This window comes from Haloarcula sp. MBLA0138, assembly GCF_055632455.1.
Genome location: NZ_CM145746.1, coordinates 2,781,931 through 2,801,255 on the forward strand (window position 1 = coordinate 2,781,931; position 19,325 = coordinate 2,801,255).

At 67.7% G+C, this 19,325-nt stretch carries 20 protein-coding genes and 1 tRNA gene; 11 read left to right on the forward strand and 10 right to left on the reverse strand.

Translation table 11 applies throughout. The features are described 5' to 3' along the window. Positions 1-27 precede the first annotated feature (27 nt). The 6 genes from ACV7JO_RS14845 to ACV7JO_RS14870 all read left to right on the forward strand — a co-directional run bounded on the left by ACV7JO_RS14845 (position 28) and on the right by ACV7JO_RS14870 (position 6,549). Positions 28-954: a carbohydrate ABC transporter permease gene (locus ACV7JO_RS14845; protein ID WP_470354188.1), complete on the forward strand. Its 927-nt coding sequence runs from the start codon at positions 28-30 to the stop codon at positions 952-954. After that, positions 954-1,919 carry a carbohydrate ABC transporter permease gene (locus tag ACV7JO_RS14850; RefSeq protein WP_470354189.1) on the forward strand — a complete coding sequence of 322 codons (966 nt, stop codon included), beginning with the start codon at positions 954-956 and terminating at the stop codon, positions 1,917-1,919. Before ACV7JO_RS14845 ends, ACV7JO_RS14850 begins: the two co-directional genes overlap by 1 nt. A 49-nt stretch (positions 1,920-1,968) precedes the next feature. Continuing rightward, on the forward strand, positions 1,969-3,135 hold the full coding sequence (locus ACV7JO_RS14855; RefSeq protein WP_470354190.1) for an ABC transporter ATP-binding protein: 1,167 nt from the start codon (positions 1,969-1,971) through the stop codon (positions 3,133-3,135). 34 nt (positions 3,136-3,169) lie between these two features. Further along, positions 3,170-4,198: a 2-keto-3-deoxy-L-rhamnonate dehydrogenase gene (gene rhcE / locus ACV7JO_RS14860; RefSeq protein WP_470354191.1), complete on the forward strand. Its 1,029-nt coding sequence runs from the start codon at positions 3,170-3,172 to the stop codon at positions 4,196-4,198. 111 nt (positions 4,199-4,309) lie between these two features. Further along, positions 4,310-5,515, forward strand: coding sequence for an L-rhamnonate dehydratase (rhcD, locus tag ACV7JO_RS14865; RefSeq protein ID WP_470354192.1), 1,206 nt, complete (start codon positions 4,310-4,312; stop codon positions 5,513-5,515). A 2-nt stretch (positions 5,516-5,517) separates the two neighbouring features. Next, positions 5,518-6,549 (forward strand): LLM class flavin-dependent oxidoreductase, encoded by a 1,032-nt coding sequence (locus tag ACV7JO_RS14870; protein WP_470354193.1) that lies wholly within the window; start codon positions 5,518-5,520, stop codon positions 6,547-6,549. A 2-nt stretch (positions 6,550-6,551) separates the two neighbouring features. On the opposite strand, the gene ACV7JO_RS14875 is transcribed toward ACV7JO_RS14870, so the two are convergent. Then, positions 6,552-7,748, reverse strand: coding sequence for an ABC transporter substrate-binding protein (locus ACV7JO_RS14875; RefSeq protein ID WP_470354194.1), 1,197 nt, complete (start codon positions 7,746-7,748; stop codon positions 6,552-6,554). A gap of 201 nt (positions 7,749-7,949) precedes the next feature. Here ACV7JO_RS14875 and ACV7JO_RS14880 point away from each other — a divergent pair, with 201 nt between their 5' ends. Together ACV7JO_RS14880 and rhcF are read left to right on the forward strand one after the other, a co-directional pair. Further along, positions 7,950-8,708, forward strand: a complete 759-nt coding sequence (locus ACV7JO_RS14880) for an IclR family transcriptional regulator (protein ID WP_470354195.1) — start codon at positions 7,950-7,952, stop codon at positions 8,706-8,708. A 72-nt stretch (positions 8,709-8,780) separates the two neighbouring features. Then, complete coding sequence (rhcF, locus tag ACV7JO_RS14885) at positions 8,781-9,623, forward strand: 2,4-diketo-3-deoxy-L-rhamnonate hydrolase (protein WP_470354196.1); 843 nt, start codon at positions 8,781-8,783, stop codon at positions 9,621-9,623. Between the two features lie 275 nt (positions 9,624-9,898). On the opposite strand, the gene ACV7JO_RS14890 is transcribed toward rhcF, so the two are convergent. After that, entirely contained in the window at positions 9,899-10,048 is a 150-nt protein-coding gene (locus ACV7JO_RS14890; protein WP_470354197.1) for a hypothetical protein, read from the reverse strand. Positions 10,049-10,188: 140 nt separating this feature from the next. Between ACV7JO_RS14890 and ACV7JO_RS14895 the strand changes: the two genes are divergently transcribed. After that, entirely contained in the window at positions 10,189-10,470 is a 282-nt protein-coding gene (locus tag ACV7JO_RS14895; RefSeq protein WP_470354198.1) for a DUF8106 domain-containing protein, read from the forward strand. A 28-nt stretch (positions 10,471-10,498) separates the two neighbouring features. On the opposite strand, the gene ACV7JO_RS14900 is transcribed toward ACV7JO_RS14895, so the two are convergent. From ACV7JO_RS14900 to gnd, 8 genes are all read right to left on the reverse strand, one after another. Further along, entirely contained in the window at positions 10,499-11,194 is a 696-nt protein-coding gene (locus ACV7JO_RS14900; protein ID WP_470355791.1) for a glycerophosphodiester phosphodiesterase, read from the reverse strand. A gap of 119 nt (positions 11,195-11,313) precedes the next feature. Beyond that, positions 11,314-12,447, reverse strand: coding sequence for an ABC transporter ATP-binding protein (locus ACV7JO_RS14905; protein WP_470354199.1), 1,134 nt, complete (start codon positions 12,445-12,447; stop codon positions 11,314-11,316). Continuing rightward, positions 12,444-13,310 (reverse strand): carbohydrate ABC transporter permease, encoded by an 867-nt coding sequence (locus ACV7JO_RS14910; RefSeq protein ID WP_470354200.1) that lies wholly within the window; start codon positions 13,308-13,310, stop codon positions 12,444-12,446. Before ACV7JO_RS14910 ends, ACV7JO_RS14905 begins: the two co-directional genes overlap by 4 nt. 4 nt (positions 13,311-13,314) lie before the next feature. Then, positions 13,315-14,208: a carbohydrate ABC transporter permease gene (locus tag ACV7JO_RS14915; RefSeq protein WP_470354201.1), complete on the reverse strand. Its 894-nt coding sequence runs from the start codon at positions 14,206-14,208 to the stop codon at positions 13,315-13,317. Positions 14,209-14,218: 10 nt separating this feature from the next. Continuing rightward, entirely contained in the window at positions 14,219-15,646 is a 1,428-nt protein-coding gene (locus ACV7JO_RS14920; RefSeq protein ID WP_470354202.1) for an ABC transporter substrate-binding protein, read from the reverse strand. A 259-nt stretch (positions 15,647-15,905) separates the two neighbouring features. Further along, positions 15,906-15,978: transfer RNA gene (locus ACV7JO_RS14925), tRNA-Arg, on the reverse strand. A 46-nt stretch (positions 15,979-16,024) separates the two neighbouring features. Then, positions 16,025-16,603, reverse strand: coding sequence for a 2Fe-2S iron-sulfur cluster-binding protein (locus tag ACV7JO_RS14930; RefSeq protein ID WP_470354203.1), 579 nt, complete (start codon positions 16,601-16,603; stop codon positions 16,025-16,027). An 84-nt stretch (positions 16,604-16,687) separates the two neighbouring features. After that, positions 16,688-17,590 (reverse strand): phosphogluconate dehydrogenase (NAD(+)-dependent, decarboxylating), encoded by a 903-nt coding sequence (gnd, locus tag ACV7JO_RS14935; RefSeq protein ID WP_470354204.1) that lies wholly within the window; start codon positions 17,588-17,590, stop codon positions 16,688-16,690. A 114-nt stretch (positions 17,591-17,704) separates the two neighbouring features. On the opposite strand from gnd, the gene ACV7JO_RS14940 reads away from it, so the two are divergent. Further along, on the forward strand, positions 17,705-18,802 hold the full coding sequence (locus ACV7JO_RS14940) for an aminopeptidase (RefSeq protein WP_470354205.1): 1,098 nt from the start codon (positions 17,705-17,707) through the stop codon (positions 18,800-18,802). 119 nt (positions 18,803-18,921) lie between these two features. Continuing rightward, on the forward strand, positions 18,922-19,320 hold the full coding sequence (locus ACV7JO_RS14945) for a DUF7994 family protein (RefSeq protein WP_470354206.1): 399 nt from the start codon (positions 18,922-18,924) through the stop codon (positions 19,318-19,320). Positions 19,321-19,325: the final 5 nt, after the last annotated feature.

Consider the following 19,325-nt stretch of genomic DNA (forward strand, 5'->3'; position numbering starts at 1 on the left):
GAATCGGAGACACATACACGAACGACCATGAGTTACGTAGACCAAGCACAGTCGTCGTACCGGAGCGCAACCCGGTACATCCCGGAGACAGTTCGGGTGTACCTGCCGGTCTTGCCGGTGATGGCACTGGTGGGCGTGTTCATCCTCTATCCCATCGCACAGGCCATCTACTCCAGCTTCTTCGCAAAGAGCCTGCTGGCACCGAGCGAGGCCGAGTTCGTCGGGCTGGCGAACTACGTCGAGATATGGACCGACCCCGACATCCATCAGGTCCTCTGGAACACGTTCGTCTGGGTGACCGTCGGCAGCCTCGCGGCCATCGTGCTGGGGTTCCTGATGGGGTGGTTGCTCGACGAGAAGCTCCCCTACACGAGCGTCGCCAGCGCCATCGTCCTCGTCCCGTGGGTCCTCCCCCGGGTCGTCGGCGCGTCCATCTGGCAGTTCATGTTCGGGGGCTCGCAGGGCATCATCAACGAACTGCTCGTCCAACTGGGGGTGACCAACGACTACATCGTCATGCTCGGCTCGACGGAGCTGTCGCTGTGGCCGCCCATCATCGGGATGATATGGCGGCTCGCGCCGCTGTTCGCCCTGCTGACGCTCACGTCGTTACAGGGCATCGACGAACACCTCTACGAGGCCGCACGCATGGACGGCGCGACCCCGTGGGAGCGCTTTCGCTACATCACCATCCCGATGATGAAGTACAACCTCGCCATCGGGTTCCTGCTGATGCTCATCTACAACGTCCGGAACTTCTCGATGGTCTGGGTGATGACCAAGGGCGGACCGGGCGTCTCCAGCAGCACGCTCCCGGTGATGATATACCGCGCGGCGTTCGTCGACTTCGAGGTCGGCTTCGCGTCGGCCCTGTCGGTGATGCTGTTCGTGGTGTTGCTCGTGTTCTCGTACTACTACATCCAGTTCTACGACAAAGTCCAAGGTGAGATGTGATGGCGACGACAGATTCAGACCCGACCGAAGAGTTCCGGAAGAACCAGTCGTGGCTCTACGACTCGACCGCGGGGGGCTACGTCAGAAAGACCGCGATAGGACTGCTGACGGCCGTCGTCGGCGCGTTCGTCCTGTTCCCGCTGTACTGGATGGTCGCGACGGCGTTCAAGACCACGTCCGAGATACAGCAGATTCCCCCGACGGTCTTCCCCGCGGACCCGTCGCTGCAGGGATTCCGGCTCGTCATCGAGTCGTCGATTCAGGCCGGTGGCTACGCCGGGCTGGTCCAGAACCTCTTCGGGGTGACGGTCTCCTCGGCCATCGACATCAACCTGCTCGGGCTGGTCGTCAGTAGCCTGAAAGTCGCCGTCGGCGCGGGTCTCATCGCCGTCGTCCTCGGCACCGGGGCCTCCTACGTCCTCTCCCGGCGGGACTTCCGCGGCAAGAACCTGCTGATGAGCCTCCTGCTGGCGTCGCTGATGTTCCCCGGGACCGCCATCATGGTCCCCGAGTGGGAACTCATCTCGACGCTGGGGCTGTTCAACACGCATCTGGCGCTCATCCTCATCTACGGCGCGATGACCGCTCCGTTCGTCGTCTGGCTGATGAAGGGCTTCTTCGACGACTTCCCGGACTCCATCATCGAGGCCTCGCGCATCGACCAGTGTTCGGCCTTCGAGACGTTCTGGTACGTCCTCGTCCCGATGGCGCGCAACTCGCTCATCGCGTCGTTCATCTTCGCGTTCCTGCTGGCGTGGAACGAACTGGTGTTCGCGCTGACGCTGCTGGACAACTCGAAGTTCACGGTGCCCCCGGGGCTGCTCACTTTCGTGCAGGGGTTCAACACGCAGTGGAACGTCGTGGCCGCGGCCTCGATAATCGTCTCGATTCCGGTGCTGGCCGGGCTGGCCTACATCCAGCGGTACTTCGTCCAAGGGCTCACCGGCGGCGCGATAAAGGGGTAGCTCCGACAGGACGCTACCTTTAAGATGCGGTGGACGGTAGCAATTTGCAATGACACACCTCGAACTAGATAGTGTCACGAAAGTGTTCGGTGACCCCGAGAAAGACGGCGTGGTCGCCGTCAACGACCTCGACATCGACGTACCGGACGGCGACTTTCTGGTCCTGCTCGGCCCCAGCGGCTGTGGGAAGACCACGACGCTGCGGATGATCGGCGGGCTGGAAGACCCCACCGAGGGCGAGGTCCGGTTCGACGGGACCGTCGTCAACGACGTGAAGGCGCGCAACCGCGACGTGGCGATGGTGTTTCAGGACTTCGCGCTGTACCCCCACATGACCGTCCGGGAGAACCTCGGGTTCGGGCTCCGGCGCGAGGACAACGGCATGGCCGACGAGGAAATCGACGCCCGGGTGACCGAGGTGGGCGAGATGCTCGAAATCGAGGAGCTGCTGAACAACAAGCCGGCACAGCTCTCGGGCGGGCAGAAACAGCGGGTCGCGCTCGGGCGGGCCATCATCCGGGAGCCGCGGCTGTTCCTGTTCGACGAGCCGCTGGCGAACTTGGACGCCAAGCTCCGCAAGACGATGCGGACGGAGATAGACGAACTCCAGTCCGAGGTCGGCATCACCTCGGCCTACGTCACCCACAATCAGGAGGAGGCCATGACCATCGCCGACCGCATCGCCATTCTCGACCACGGGGAACTCCAGCAGTTGGGGACGCCCGACGAGGTGTTCAACGAGCCGTCGAATCTCTTCGTCGCGCAGTTCGTCGGCAGCCCCGACATGAACCTCTTCGAGGCCACCCTCGAAGAGCGCGCCGACGGCTACCGCGTCGACCTCGACGCCGCGTCGTTCGACATCCCGAAGCGCCTCGTCGACACCGACATCGGGACCGACGAGGTGCTCGTCGGTTTCCGCCCGCAGGACCTCTATCAGGCCCGCAACCGCTCGACGGACGGGCCGTCGTTCGACACGGAGGTCCGGGTCGTCGAGCCGGTCGGGACGGAGGCCGTCGTCCACGGGTCGTCGTTCCTCGGCGACATGACGGCGAAGGTCGGCAACTTCCACGACATCGCGGCCGACGACCAGCTATCGCTCACTATCGCGCCCGAACACGTCTACCTCTTCGACGCGAACACGGAGGAACTGCTGAAGGGGCGGCTCGTCACCGAACGGGCCGAAGACGAGGCGTCGGCCGACGGCGTCGAAGCGTGAGTCACCGCACCAACCGAAACCACTACGAGCAATCATGAAAGCAATCGTTCAGACGGGACCCAGTTCCGTCGAGACACAGGAACGCGAGCGACCGACGATAGACGAAACGGAGGTGCTCGTCGAGGTCCACACGGCCGGGCTGTGTGGGAGCGACGCGCACGCGTACAAGTACGACGGCGGCTACGAGTGGATACCCATCCCGCGGATAATGGGCCACGAGTACTCCGGCGAGGTCGTCGAGGTCGGCGACGCCGTCTCGGAGTTCGCCGTCGGCGAGAAGGTCATCGAGGAGCCGATACACGACTGCGGGCACTGTTTCCAGTGCAAGAACGGCCAACCCAACGTCTGTCAGAACTTCTCGATTACGGGGATGCACCGCGACGGGGCCTACGCCGACTACGTCGCGGTCGCGCCCGAACACCTCCACGCCGTCCCCGAGGGCGTGCCGCTTCGCCACGCCGCGGTCACCGAGCCGACGAGCATCGCCACCCGGGCGGTGTTCGACCAGTCCGTGACGACCCCCGGCGACAACGTGCTCGTCGAGGGGCCCGGCCCCATCGGCGTCCTCGTCGCCGCCGTCGCCGACTCGCTGGGGGCCAACGTCGTCGTCTCCGGCCTCGACCGGGACGCCGCCTATCGCCTGCCGCTGCTCGACGACCTCGGCATCGAGACCATCAACGCCCAGTCAGAGGACCTCGACGCCCGGGCCGAGGCGTTCACCGACGGCATCGGCTTCGACGTGGTCTTCGACACGACCGGCCACCACTCGGGTATCGGGACGGCCGTCGACTACGCCCGCAAGGGCGGGCAGGTCGTCGTCGTGGGTATCCCCAACGACACGAGCGAGGTCACGCTCACTCCCGTCGTCCGCGGCGAGGTGGACATCAACACCTCCTACGGCTCGACGTGGACGAACTTCGAGCAGGCCCTGCGCCTGATGGAGCGGGGCGAAATCGCGGTCGACGACATCCTCGATACGTCCTACGACGCCGCCGACCCCGGGAGCGCCTTCGAGGCGTTCCTCGCCTCCGAGACCTGCAAACCAGTCTTCCAGTTCGACTGAGTCCGGCCCGTCGGCGCGGCCGCGGGCCGGTAGCGGCAGCGCCGGCGAGACACGTCCGAGCGGTGACAGAAAGATTTTAGCCCCGTCGTCCGAACCCTCGGGTAGCGACCGATGGAAATCACAGACGTATCCGCGACCAAAGTCAGCAACGAGTCGTGGGGAGAGTTCATCGAGTTCCCTCTCGTCACGATAATGTCGAAGTACGACGAGTACCGCAACGTCGACGGCGAGAACCCGCAGGCCCGCCGGAAGTGGATGGGGCCGGTCGGCGACGTCGTCGTCGAGGTCGAGACCGACGCGGGCATCACCGGCGTCGGCGTCGGCAACTGGGGCACCGGGGCCATCGCCACCGTCGTCGAGGAGACGCTCTCGAAGCTCGTGGTCGGCGCGGACCCGATGCGGCGCGAACACCTCTGGGAGCAGATGTACCGCGCGACGCTGCCGTTCGGCCGGAAGGGCGTCGCCGTCATGGCGATAAGCGCCGTCGACCAAGCGCTGTGGGACATCGCCGGGAAGGAGGCCGGGAAGCCGGTCTACGAACTGCTCGGCGGTCCCACCAAAGACGAGATTCCCGCCTACGCCTCGAACCTCCACCCCGTCGACATGGACAAACTGGAGCGCGAGGCCATCGAGTACGCCGACGCGGGCTTCGACGCGGTGAAGCTTCGCTTCCTCCACGGCCCGGAAGAGGGCCGCGCCGGGATGGAGAAAAACGAGGAGATAGTCAGGACCGTCCGGGACGCCGTCGGCGACGAGATAGACATCGCCGGCGACGCGTACATGGGCTGGTCCGTGAAGTACGCCAAGGAGATGACCCAGCGCCTCGGGAAGTACGACATGGCGTGGGTCGAGGAGCCGGTCATCGCCGACGACATCGACGGCTACGCCGAGGTCCGGGAGGCCGCGCCGATGCCCATCTCCGGGGGCGAACACGAGTTCACGCGCTGGGGCCACGAGGAACTGCTCGAACGCGGGGCCGTCGACATCCTCCAGCCCGACGTGGGCCGGGTCGGCGGCATCACGGAGATGAAGAAGGTCGCGGACATGGCGGAGGTCCACGACGTGCCGGTCATCCCCCACGCGGGGACGAACCCGACGCTGCACGCCATCGCCGGGCACACCAACATGCCGATGGCGGAGTACTTCCCGACGCCGGAGTGGTTCCAAGAACAGCAGGCCGAACAGGAGTCGACCTACGCCGACGCCATCTTCGAGAACCCGCCCTCGCCCGAGGGTGGCTCGCTCCCCCTGCCCGACGACCCCGGCGTCAGCACGCAACTGAACCGCGACGCGCTCGAACACTTCGCCGTGGAGTGACGATGGCGGACATCACATTCGAGTACAACGTCCCCGTCTTCGCCGGCGCACCCGACGCCGGCAGCGACGACCCGGTCCACCGGGACACGCCGGCCTACGAGGCGCTGGACTGGGAGACGACCAAGGAGGGCGTCCTGCTGGCCGAGGAGTTGGGGTTCGACGCCGCGTGGGCCCCGGACCACCTCATGCTGGGCCGGGACCGCGCCGAGTACGAGTGTTGGACGCTGCTGTCGGCGATAGCCGGTTTCACCGACGACATCGACATCGGCTCGCTCGTGCTCTGTAACGACTACCGCAACCCCGCACTCGTCGCCAAGATGGCCGCGACGCTCGACGTCGTCTCCGACGGCCGGCTGGAACTGGGGCTCGGCGCGGGCTGGCACGAACCCGAGTACGCGGCCTACGACTGGGAGTACCGCGACGGCTTCGAGCGGCTGATGCGGCTCGACGAGTCCATCCGCCTGATGAAGCGGATGTGGGACGCCGGCGGCGAGGGCGCGAGCTTCGACGGCGACCACTATCAGATAGAGGACGCCCCCTGCGCGCCGACGCCGGTACAGGACCCCCACCCCGACATCCTCGTCGGCGGGCAGGGCGAGCAGGTGACGCTCAAGCTCGTCGCCAAGCACGCCGACGTGTGGAACACCGACGTGTTCAACGGCGACGTGGAGACGCTGGAACACAAGATAGGCGTCATCGAGGACCACTGCGACACGGTCGGCCGGGACCCCGACGAGGTCGAGTACTCGTGGGACGGCCACGTCGTCTGCACGCGCGACGAGGCCAAACTCGACCGCTTCGTCGACCTGATGACGCCCATCCAGTTCGAGGAGGAGTATCAGGACCAAGCGCCCATCGAGACCGAGGCCGACGCCCGCGAGTACTTCGTCATGGGGACGCCCGAAGAGTGCGCCGAGGCCATCGAGCGCCGGGTCGAGGCCGGCGTGACGAAGTTCCAGTGTTGGTTCGTCGACTTCCCGGACACCTCGGGGATGGAGTTGTTCGCCGACGAAGTGATGCCCCAGTTCCGGTAGCCCTACTTCTCCAGTTCCACGGCGTCGAGCAGGCGCTCGGTCGCCGCCTCGGCGTCCCAGTCGGCGAGAAACGAGGCGACGGCGGTCAGCGCCTCGACGCGCTGGTGGGGCGGGATGCCCAGCCCGCGCGTGGCGTCGACCCGGTGTCGCGTCGACCGGTAGGCCCGCATCTGGTCCCGGAAGAACGAATCGAACGCGTCGAGCGAGACGTCCTCCCGGGGCGGCAACGCGCCCCGCGTCCGGGTGAACCGCTCGATGGCCGGCGCGGAGCCGACCGCTCGGAGCACGTCTCTGGTCGCCGTGGCCCCGTTCGCCGTCGCGGGCATCAGGACGGCGTCCATGACGACCTGATAGGCGTCCTCCGTCCCGGGGAAGGCCACACAGCCCCAGTCGGTCCCGTAGTCGAAGCCCTCCCTGTTCTTCAGGACGCCGCCGGCCCAGTCGCCCATGACGAAAAACGCCGCCTCGCCGTCGACGACCCGCTCCAGTCCGGCCTGCCAGTCGTCGTAGAGCGCGTCGTCCGGGACGTACGAGTCCAGCGTCGCCAGCGACGCGAACGCCTCCCGGACGGCGTCGCGGTGCCGGCGCGGCCGCTCGCCCCGGAACACCGCCTCGTAGGCGTCGACGCCGCCGTGTGCGAGGACTAGCATGTCCAGCGCGTCCAGCGACGGCCACGGCCGCTTCTGTGGCAGGAGCAGTCCCGCCGCGTCGGTCTCGCGCTCGACGGTTTCGAGGGCGTCGACGAGCGCCGCCGTGTCACCCAGCGCCGCCGGGTCGACGCCGGCCCGCTCGACGACGGCCGCGTTGAAAAACAGGTTGTTCTGGCGCTGGAGGTTCGTCGGCACGGCCCGGTAGCGCCCGTCGAACTCGACGGCCGCCTTGGCGTGGTCGAAGTACGCGTCGACGAACCCCGCGTCCTCCCACACGTCGGTGATGTCGGCGACGACGCCGGCGTCGATGTAGGGCACGAGGTTGCGCCCCGGCCACGTCTCCAGCACGCTCGGGGGTTCCCCCCGGAGGATGTCGACTTTCCCCCGCAGGCGGACGTTCGCGTTCGTCCGCTGGGTGACGGTCACGTCGGGCACCTCCCGCCGGACGACCGCGAGCAGTTCGTCCATCGCCTGCTGGTCCTGTCCCACGAAGTGATGCAGGATGTCGACTGTCGATTCGGTCCCCGTTCGCGGTGTTCGGTCAGACATTGTCGCTTGGTACGGTGGAGACTGGCGCGGCTACCGCCGCCTGTCGCCGGTGTGGTCGCTCGCCGGTACGCTTGCGTATCTAAAGCACGCGATATTAAAGATTGCCACGTTCGTAGCCGGGGGTCTTGCAGGCCGCCGCGCGGCTATCACCTGTCCGGCAATGACGGAAACGCTTTTGCCGTGGTCCGCCGTTGTACGGGTATGGGTGACACGGTCCCGGTCAAGGCGGCGAAGGTCTCGCTGGAGATAGTCGAACTGCTCCGCGAGCTCGACGGCGGCGGCGTCTCCGAGGTCGCACAGCGGCTGGACAAGCCGACCAGCACCGTCCACGACCACCTGCGGACGCTCGAACGGGAGCAGTACCTCGTCAAGGAGGACGACCAGTACCACGTCAGCACCCGCTTTCTCCAACTGGGCGACCAAGCCCGGTCGCGCAAGAAGGTGTTCACCATCGCCCGACCGGAGATAGACGACCTCGCGGAGAAGACTGGCGAACACTCTAACCTGATGATAGAGGAACACGGGCTGGGGGTCTTTCTCTACAAGGCCCGCGGCCCCGACGCCGTCCAACTGGACACCCACGCCGGGATGCGGGTCCCGCTCCAGACGACGGCGCTCGGGAAGGCCATCATGGCGTTCCGGTCCCGCGAGGCGGTCGAGGCCGTACTGGACAGACACGGCCTCCCCGAGGTGACGGGACGGACCATCACCGACCGGGCCGAATTGTTCGACGCCCTCGACCAAGTCCGGGACCGGGGCTACGCCTACGACGACGAGGAGCGGGTCAAGGGGATGCGGTGTATCGCCGCCCCGATAACCGACCAGAACGACCGCGCCATCGCGGCGGTGAGCGTCTCCGGCCCCAAGAGCCGGATGCGCGAAGGGCGGTTCACCGACGAGATTCCCGAACAGATACTCCGCAGCGCGAACGTCATCGAAGTGAACCTCACCTACTCCTGAGACGGGTCGCTCCGGTCCCGTCCGCGGGACCGAACGTAACAGTTAGGTATCCGGCCCCGGGACTGTCCGGTGATGCAGTTCGTCCGTTACACCACCGGCGGCACTCCCCAGTGGGGCGTCCGCCGCGACGACGCCGTCGTCCCGTTGACCGGCCTCCGCGAGGAGGTCACGTACCAGCAACTGACCGACCCCGGCTTCCTGCGGGTCGTCGAGGACGCCGTCGCGGCGGCCGCCGACAGGGCCGTCCCGGCCGAGGAGGCGACGCTGCTCGCGCCCGTCCCCCGGCCCGGCAAAATCGTCTGCGTCGGCCTGAACTACCACGACCACGCCGAGGAACAGGACGAACCCGTCCCCGAGCGCCCGCTCCTGTTCGGGAAGGCCGGCACCGCCGTCACGAACCCCGGCGACCCCGTCGTCCACCCGGCGGAACTCGACGAGGTCGACTACGAGGTGGAACTCGGCGTCGTTATCGGCCGGACGGCCAAGGACGTATCCGCCGCGGACGCCCGCGACTACGTCGCCGGCTACACGGCCGTCAACGACGTGAGCGGCCGGGACGCGCAGTTCGAGGACGAGCAGTTCTTCCGCGGGAAGAGCTACGACACGTTCGCGCCGATGGGGCCGACGCTCGTCCCCGACGACCGGCTCGACCCCTCGGCCCTCGACGTGGCCTGTCGCGTCAATGGCGAGACCAAGCAGTCCTCGAACACCGACGAGTTCATCTTCGACGTTCCGGAACTCGTCGAGTACATCAGCGGCATCACCACGCTCCGTCCCGGCGACGTCATCTCCACCGGTACGCCCGGCGGCGTCGGCGTCTTCCGCGACCCGCCCGAACTCCTCGAACCCGGTGACACGGTCGACGTAGAAATCGAGGGAATCGGGACGCTGACGAACGAAGTTGTTGGTGAATAGCAGAATATAGAAGCAAAAACTCTCTATAGAGGGTCGGATTCTGGAACGTATCTGAGAGATGCGGAAACAGAGCTCTATTTGGCACGCACCTCTTTACTTTCCGGGACATACGACGACACTATCGGGGATGTTCTCCGCATCGACGGGACGAAAAACCGTACCCGCTCCCGTCCCGCCCGTCCCCGACCCACCCGACGCCGGCAGCGACTGGGGCCCCGCCGGCCGCACGCCCCGATGGTAGACCTGTTAGACTGGCGTATATTGTGCTTCGGTGATTATTGCTGCCCGGCTTCGGTCCCGTACACCAACTGGAGGCTCTCCCGAATATGGAACAGCGCGTCCTCGTCTTCGGCGTGCTCCAGCGCCCGCTCTAAGTGGTCCTCGATGCTCTCCACCGGACGTGTCTCCCCCTGCTGCCGGGACATACACGTACGCCGTCCTAGTGATACATTAGCGTACTGGTTTGCTAACAGGTCTCGGTGGAGCGTGTGACTAAGGTATCCTGTCACATATGTACTCCTCCTAGACAGTTCTTTTAGGCCCCCTTCCCCGGGTACTACCTGCAATGCCCACCGCTAACGCCGACGGCGTCCCCGCGAAGTCGACGCTGTTCTGTCCCGACTGCGGACACCGGGGCCTGCCCGACGGCGACTTGGTTCGCGAGCCGGTCGCGGGCGGAGAGCGGTACCGGTGTCCGGCCTGCTGGCGGTCGCTGACGACGCGGCCCTCGACCGGACCGAGCGCGGCGACGGAGCCGCTGGACCCGCTGGCGCTCGGATGGCGCTGTGCCGCCGCCGGGGTCCGACTGTGGCGACGGTTCTGGAGTGTCCGCGGGCGGGCCGACTGAGCGGCCGCCTGCCCACCGCGACCGCCATTCATCCGTCGAGGAGGTCCCAGCGGTCGGCGATGAGGCCGTCGACGCCGGCGTCGACGAGTTCGGCGGCGGTGGCCGCGTCGGCGACCGTCCACGCGTTGACCGCGAGGCGGGCCTCGTGCGCGTCGTCGACCAGCGTCGTGTCGAGCGCGGTCCCGTAGTCGGGGTGGACCGCGACACAGCCCAGTTCCGTCGCCGTCTCGACGGGGTCGGCCGCCGCGTCGGCGACGAGATAGGCCCGGTCGGCGGACGGGTCGACCCGCCGGAGTTCGCGCAGCGCGCCGGCGTCGAACGACGAGTACAGCAGGTCGTTGGCGACGCCCTCGGCCGCCGCGAGCGCGTCCGCGGCCAGCCCGCGCTGCTTGAGTTCGACGTTGACGCCGGTGTCCTCGGGAACCGCGTCGAGCAGCGTCTCCAGACGCGGTATCGTCGTCGTCGAGTCGAGGACGCCGAGGTCTCGGAGCGTCGCCCACTCCGTCTCGGCGACCGCCCCGCTCGCGTCGGTCAGCCGGCCGAGGGTCTCGTCGTGGAACACGACCAGTTCGCCCGAGCCACACCGCTGTACGTCGACTTCGACCGCGTCGACGTGCGGTGCCGCCCGCTCGACCGCCGCGACCGTGTTCTCCGGGTACTGGGCCGCACAGCCTCGGTGTCCGATAATCCGTACGTCCGCCTCGTCGGTGGTGGTCGCAGTCATGGTGGTTCCGTCGGTCCGACAGCCCGTCAGTGTCGCGGTGGTGCCGGCGGCCAGCGCCGCCAGCGCGCCCCGCCGCGTTTCGGTCCGCGTCCGCCCCGTCGTGCGAGCCGCCACCCCGTTCACTCCGGGGCGGCGACCGTCGCGGCCGTCCGCTGTGACGCGGAGTGGTAGAGCGCCTCGCCGCTCTCGGGGCCGAACAGGTGGAGCCGCTCGTCGTCGAATCCCAACTCGACGGTGTCGCCGGCGTGAATCTCGCTCCGGGCCTCGACTTTCACCTGTAGCTCCGCGTCGCCGACCTCGCAGTGCAACAGGAGCAACTCCCCGAGTGGCTCCCGAACCGTCACCGTCGCCCGGAACGTCTCGGTCCCGTCGCAGTTCTCGGCCAGCGAGACGTCCTCGGGGCGCACGCCGAACTGGACCTGCCGGCCAGCGAGGTCCGCCAGCCCGTCGCCGTCGGGCAGTGTCTGCGTGAAGCCGGCGTGGTCCGCGACCACGTCGCCGCCCCGCCGGCGCAGTTCGACAGGGAGGACGTTCATCGCCGGCTCGCCGACGAAGCCGGCGACGAACCGGTTGGCCGGGAAGTCGTACAACTCCTGTGGAGGTGCGACCTGCTGGAGTCGCCCCTCGTTCAGCACCGCGACGCGGTCGCCGAGCGTCATCGCCTCCGTCTGGTCGTGGGTGACGTACACCGTCGTCGCGTCGAGTTCGCGGTGGAGCTTCAGCAACTCGGCGCGCATCTGGACCCGGAGCTTCGCGTCCAGATTCGACAGCGGCTCGTCGAGCAGGAACACCGCCGGCTCCCGGACGAGCGCGCGGCCGATGGCGACGCGCTGGCGCTCCCCGCCCGAGAGCGCCTCGGGCTTGCGGTCCAGCAGGTCCGCGATATCGAGCGTCTCGGCGGCCTCGGTCACGCGGCGGTCTATCTCCGCCCCGGAGTAGTCGCTGACCGACTTCATGCCGAACTTCATGTTCTCCGCCGCGGACATGTGGGGGTACAGCGCGTAGTTCTGGAACACCATCGCCACGCTCCGCTCTTTGGGCGGCCGGTGGGTGACGACCTCGTCGCCGATTTCGACGGTGCCGTCGCTCACGTCCTCGAGCCCCGCTATCATCCGCAGCGTGGTCGACTTCCCACAGCCCGAGGGGCCGACGACGACGAGGAACTCGCCGTCCGCGACTTCGAGGTCGATGCCTTTGACCGCCCGCACGTCGCCGTACCGCTTCTGTAGGTTCTGTAGCGTTATCGCGCTCATTTCTGTTGGATTGCGAAGGTTTCGAGGAGCGGTCGGTGCAGGGCGAGCAACACGGCCAGCGGGGGCAGGAGCGCGAGCACCGCGCCCGCCATGATGAGCCCCCACTGGGTGAGCCCGGCCTGTGCCGACCCTTGGATGTAGCGAATCCCGACCTGTACCACCTGACTGCTCTTGTCGGTCACGGCGACCAGCGGCCAGAGGAACTGGTTCCACGCGTAGATGAAGGTGATGACGCAGACGCCGGCTATCATCCCGCGCGACATCGGAATCAGTACCTTGAACAGGAACGTCAGCGGGCCGACGCCGTCGATACGCGCCGTCTCGACCAGCGACGCCGGAATCGACATGAAGTGCTGGCGAAACAGGAACACGGCCGTCGCGCTGGCGACGTAGGGGCCGGTCAGCGCCAACAGCGTGTTCGTCCACCCGAGGTCCGCCATCAACTGGAACAGCGGGACGATGCGGACCGGGACGGGCAACAGCAGCGTCAGCAGGATGAACATGAAGACGGCCCGCTCGTAGGGGAGTTCGTAGTAGACCAGCGCCAGCGCCGCCAGCAGCGACAGCGACACCTTGCCGACGACGACGACGACGCTCATCACGAACGAGTTGAGCATGTACGTGCTGAAGCCGTACTCAGTCAGCGCTCGCCCGTAGTTGCTGAGGCCCCGACTCCCGATGCCGACGTTGGTCACCTGATACACCTCCGACGTGGTCTGGGTGCTCATGAGTACGGCGAGCACGAGCGGCGTCGACATCAGGGCGATAGACGCCACCAGCCCGAGGTGCATCGGGAGGTGGTCGGGCAGTCGGCGGGCGACGCGGTCCGTCGAGGTCGTGGTGTGCTCTGTCTCGGTTGCCATGGTATCAGGCTCCGTACTGCGCGTACCCTTCCGAGAGGCGCAGTTGAACGTACATCAGCACGGCCACGAGGACGAACAACACCACCGACTCCGCCGACGCCAGCCCGAGGCTGCTGAACTCGAAGGCGTCCCGGTAGAGCTTGAAGATGAGGAAGTTCGTCGCGTCGCTCGGGCCGCCGCTGGTCAGCAGGTCCACGAGCGGGAACGTCGAGAAGAAGGCGTAGATGGTGTTCATCACGACCAGAAACACCAACGTCGGCGCGATGAGCGGGACGTACACCTTCCGCAACAGCCGGAGGTGGCCCACGCCGTCGATGCGCGCGCTCTCGGTCAGCGTCTCCGGGACGTTGTTCAGCGCCGCCACGAGGAAGATGACGTTGTAGCCCAACTGCTTCCATATCGCCACCACCGAGACGACCGCGAACGCTTGCGGGCCGCTACTGAACCAGTCGAGCGTGAAGGGGGTGACCTGTTCGAGGTAGTGGGTGAATATCCCGAGGTTCGGGTGGAGGATGAAGTTGAGCAGGATGGCCGCCACCGCCGGCGGCAGCGCGTACGGCCAGATGGCCGCGACGAGGTACGTCGACGCGCCCACCTCCACGTGAAACAGCATGTAGCTGATGGCGAGCGCCAGCGCCAGCGTCCCGACGACGACGACCGCCGCGAACAGGACCGTTATCAGGAAGCTGTGGCGGTACGCCGCCGAGGTCGCCAGGTCGACGAAGTTCCCGACGCCGACCCACGAGGTCTGCTGGCCGAGAAACAGCGTCTCGTACAGGCTCAGCCGGAACGTCTCCAGCCCGGGGTAGTACAGGAACGCCACCAACACGACGGCCGTCGGCAACAGGAGCAAGGCGGCCTGTGGCGTCGAGTCGTACGGCTTCGTTTGCGTGGACATGGCCGCGGCGTTACTGGCTCCCGTCGTAGTTGCCGCTGTACCCGCTGAGGGCCTCCTCGACCTGCGTGTCCATCCGCGAGAGTCCCTCGGCGACGCTCACGTCGCCGTTGACGATACTGACCGACAGCTCCTCGTTGATGGTCCGGGCCTCGGGGAACACGCCCATGACCGCCCCGCGGGTCGCGGGCGTGTCCTCGGTGTCCTGTAGCTGGTCGAACGCGGTCCGGAAATTGGGGTTCTCCTCGAACCAGCCGTCCTCGGTGAGCCGGTCGATGGCGCTCTGCCGGACGGGGAAGTAGCCGCTGTTGCGGTGCCAGCGCGTCTGTTGCTCGGTCTGTGTCAGGTACGCGACGAACTCGCCGGCAGCCCGCTTTTTCGCGTCCGAGAGGGCGTCGGGCACCCACAGCGACCCGCCGCCGATGACGACGCCGGTGTTGTCGCCGTCCGGCGTCGGCAGGTACGCCGAGCCGAGTTCGAAGCCGTTCTCGGCGGCCCCGTTGCGCATCGAGACCATGTTGGACGTGGAGTCCCACAACATCGGGACCTGCCCGGTGAGAAACGCCTGCCGCGCCTCGCCCCACGCCTCGATACCGGGGTTGAGATAGAGGCCGGCGTCGGCCATCCCCTTCCACCACTCGTAGACCTGCCGCCCGGCCTCGCTGTCGAAGTTCGTCGCCGAGGGGCGGCCCGCGCGGCCGTTCTCGTTGTTCACGAGCACTTGGTCCTGCTTGGCGAACTGCTGTTCGACCTGCATCCACGTGTGGTTGGGCCACGTGATGCCCTGCTCCATCTCCGTCTGGTCGACGATGGTCTCGGCCGCCGTCCGGACCCCCGAGAGACTGCGCGGTGGGTCCTCCGGGTCGAGCCCCGCGTTCTCGAACGCCGTCTTGTTGTACAGCATGATGGTGTTCGAGGAGTTGAACGGCATCGAGTTGAGGCTCCCACCGACCCGGTAGTAGTTCAGTACCGACGGCAGGAAGTCGTCGATGTTCAGCCCGTCCTCGGGCAGAACCTCGCCGATGGGCGTGAACGCGCCGCTGTCCAGCGCCAGCCGCGTCCCGATCTCGAATATCTGGACGACGCCGGGCGGGTCGCCCGCCCGCGAGGCCTGTAGCGCTTGGTTGAGGTTCTGCCGGTAGCCGCCGTTGTTGACCGCCTGTACGGTCACGCCGTCGGTCTGCTGAGAGAACTCGCTCGCCATCTCCTCCAGCGTCGTCCCCAACTCGCCGCCGAAGATGTGCCAGAACTCCAGTGTCGCCGACTGACTCCCGCCGGAGCCCCCGGTACTCCCGCTCTGACTGCCGCCGTCGCCCGAACCGCCGTCGCTGCTGCCGCTGCTTCCCCCGCACCCGGCGAGCGCGACGACCCCTGCGGCCCCCGCTCCGGCGACGAACTGTCGTCTCGACACATCGCTTCCTATCCGCGAATCGCGTGTCATCGACTAATCAGCGGTACCACTGACTGATTAATCATAATATGTTGAACATATAGCGGTACTGCTGACTCTTTCGGCTACGTCCCGTCTATATCGGTACGTGGGGGTATTGTTGGTCCGTACTCGGGACTCGTCGCAGGAAGCGGCCGGCGAGGGATTTGAACCGAGTGGAGACGGTCGACCTCGCTTCGCTCGGCCGCTGCGACTCCCCGGGTTCAAACCATCGGGCCGTTTTCACGGCTCACCGTCGTTCGCCGGAAAACGGGCGGCGAGGGATTTGAACCCCCGACCATCTGGTCCGGAACCAGGCGTTCTGTCCGCTGAACTAGCCGCCCTCGTGCAAGCGTATTCGACAGCCGCGTAAAACAGTTGTGAGTCGCGTCAGGGGGATTCGCCGGTCTCGATGGTGAAGTCGTCGACGGGGTAGGCCACGCAGGTCAGGCAGTACCCTTCCTCCATGTCGTCGTCCATCAGCGAGTCGTTCTGGCTGTGGCGGATGTAGTCCTCGGCGTTGCCGTCCTCGATGTGGCCGGCACAGGAGATACACTGGCCCTGCCGGCAGGCGTAGGGGAGGTCCCACCCTTCCTCCTCGCCGGCGTCGAGGATGGTCTCGTTGTTGGCGACCTCTATCGTCTCGCCCTCCTTCGAGAACTCGATCTCGTAGTACTCGACCTCGTCGTCGGCGATGGAGTCGGGGTCGAACCCCTCGTCTTCATCCTCGGCCTCCTCGCCGAGTTCGCCCTCGGCCTCGCCGGCCGGGATGGCCGCCGCCCCGCCGCCGCCGATAGAGCGGTTGTACGGCTCGGGGAAGTCTGTCTCGGGCACCGTCGCGGCCCGCTGCTCTAGGACCTCTTGGGAGATGTCCTCCGGCGCGTCCCAGCCGGTCCCTTTGGCGTAGTGCAGCGACACCACGATGAGGGTCAGCACCGCACCGGCGGCGATTCCGACGAGTTCAACCATGTGCGCGGCTATGGAGTACTGGTTTAACTAAGCTTTGGATTCGCCCGTCTCGACGGCCCCACCCGCAGAATCGGGGGCCCGGCTTCACTCCTCGCGGCGGGGGACCTCGTGGCGGCCGAAGCCGTACCGGAGGCGACTTGCCAGCCGCCGGGCGAACCGGCCGTCGTCGGCCCGGGAGCCGAAGCGCTCGGCCAGCGCCTGATAGATGAGCGGCACCGGCACCTCCTGTTCGAGCGCCTCTTGGACCGTCCACGTGCCCGTCGACCCGCCCTCGACGCGGTCGGCCACGTCTCCGAGGTCGACCCCTTCCTCGCGGAACGCCTCCTCACAGAGTTCCAGCAGCCACGAGCGGATGACCGCCCCGTTGTTCCACGTGCGGGCGACGGCCTCCAAATCGAGGTCGTAGCGACCGTTCGCCAGCAGTTCGAACCCCTCGCCGTAGGTCTGCATCAGCGCGTACTCGACGCCGTTGTGGACCATCTTGACGTAGTGACCCGACCCGGCCGGCCCCATGCGGTCGTGGCCGTCCGGCCCGGTGGCGACGGCGTCGAAGACCGGCGTCAGCTCCTCGTAGGCCCACGCGGGGCCGCCGACCATCAGCGAGAAGCCCAGTTCCGCGCCCGCGGGACCGCCGGAGGTCCCGCAGTCGAGGTAGGCCGCGTCGGTCCGCTCGGCCCGGCGCACGGAGTCCTCGAAGTAGGAGTTGCCGCCGTCGACGACCACGTCGTCGCCGTCGACCAGCCCGTCGAGTTCGTCCAGCGCGGCGTCGACGGCCTCGCCCGCGGGGACCATCAGCCAGACGCGCTTCTGCGGGCCGAGCGCGTCGGCGAGGTCCGGTATCGACTCGGCCGGCCGCGCGCCGGCGTCGGCCGCGTCGGCCACCGCGTCGTCGTCGATGTCGAAGACGACGACGTCGTGTCCGGCCTCCAGTACCCTGTCGACGACGATGCGGCCCATGCGGCCGAGTCCGATGACGCCCAGTTCCATACCCGCAATGCAGTCAGGGGGCAGGTAGGGGTTGCGGTTCCGGCGGGGCCGGGCGCGGTCGGCGACGACCGGCGGGGCGGTACGCTTTCGGCGCGGGCCGCCCTCCGGGCGGGCATGGACGACCGCGTTCACGACCACGCGCGCACGCTCGTCGACTGGAGCGCCCGCATCGAGGCCGGCGACGACGTCGTCGTCAGCGTCGAGGAGGGGGCCCACGACCTCGCGGTGGCCGTCGCCGAGCAACTGGGTCGCGTCGGCGCGAACCTGTTGGCGACCTACCGCTCCGACGAGGTGACCCGCGCGTATCTCCGAGCCCACGACGGCGAGTTCGACGCCGGCCCCGACCACGAACTGGCGCTGTACGAGCGGGCCGACAGCGTCCTCGTCCTGAAGGGGACGCACAACACGGCCGGGACGGCGGACGTACCCAGCGAGCGCCGGCAGGCCCGCGCGACGGCCCGCCGGGAGGTCCGCGAGGCCCGCCTCGACACGGACTGGGTCTCGACCCAACACCCCACGCGGGCGATGGCCCAGCAGGCCGGGATGGCCTACGAGGCCTACCGCGAGTTCGTCTACGACGCCACCCTGCGGGACTGGGAGGCGCTGGCCGGCGAGCAGGCCCGCCTCAAGGACGTCCTCGACGACGGCAGCGAGGTCCGCCTCGTCGCCGACGGCACCGACCTCACGATGTCCATCGCCGACCGCACCGCGGTCAACTCCGCCGCCAGCGTCGCCTACGACTCCCACAACCTCCCGTCGGGCGAGGTGTTCACCGCGCCCGAGGACACCGCCGGCGTCGTCACCTTCGACGTGCCGATGACCGTGCAGGGCCGCCGGGTCCGCGACGCCGAACTGACCTTCAAGGACGGCGTCGTCGTCGACTCCGACGCCGCGCAGGGCGCGGACGTGCTCCGGGAGGTACTCGACACCGACGCCGGCGCGCGCCGACTGGGCGAACTCGGCGTCGGGATGAACCGCGGCGTCGACCGGGTCACCGACAACATCCTCTTCGACGAGAAGATGGGCGGCACCGTCCACCTCGCGCTCGGACGGGCCTACGACGCGTGCCTCCCCGACGGCGAGGCCGGCAACGACAGCGCCGTCCACGAGGACCTCGTCACGACGATGGGTGAGGGGTCCCGGCTGGAGGTCGACGGGGAAGTCGTCCAGCGCGACGGCCGCTTCCGGTGGGAGGACGGCTTCGACGGGTAGGGGTCCCGCCGACGGGGCGACCGGCGATGGCTTGCGGCCGGGCCCGCGGCAAGCGTTTTGTGCCCACTGGTCGAAGAGGCGTCGATGCCCTCCACGACGCTCCCCCGACGTTCGGCGAGGTGGGACCGGTGAACGAGCGCCGCGAGCGCCGGCTCAGCGGCGGTATCGGCGCGTTCCTGTTGCTCGTCGCGCTCGGCGCGCTGGCGCTGGGGGGCGGGGACCTCCTCACGACGCCGACGACGGCCGTACAGCTCGCGTTGCTCGGTTTCGCGGGCGTGTGTGACCTCGTCGCGGCGGTCCCGACGCCGCTTACCGCTCGGTTCGCGTGGTACCGGTGGAGCGGCGCGGGCAACGTCCTGTTGGGCCTGTCGTTGCCGCTGGGGTTCCTCGGCCCCGGCGGCGACCCGCTGTTCGCCGCGGTCGTCGCCGCCGGCGGGCTCTCGCTGGCGGCGATGGGCGTCGACCTGCTCGCCTTCCACGGCCGGTACACGCGGGGCGAATCGCTCGGCGGCTCGTGACCGGT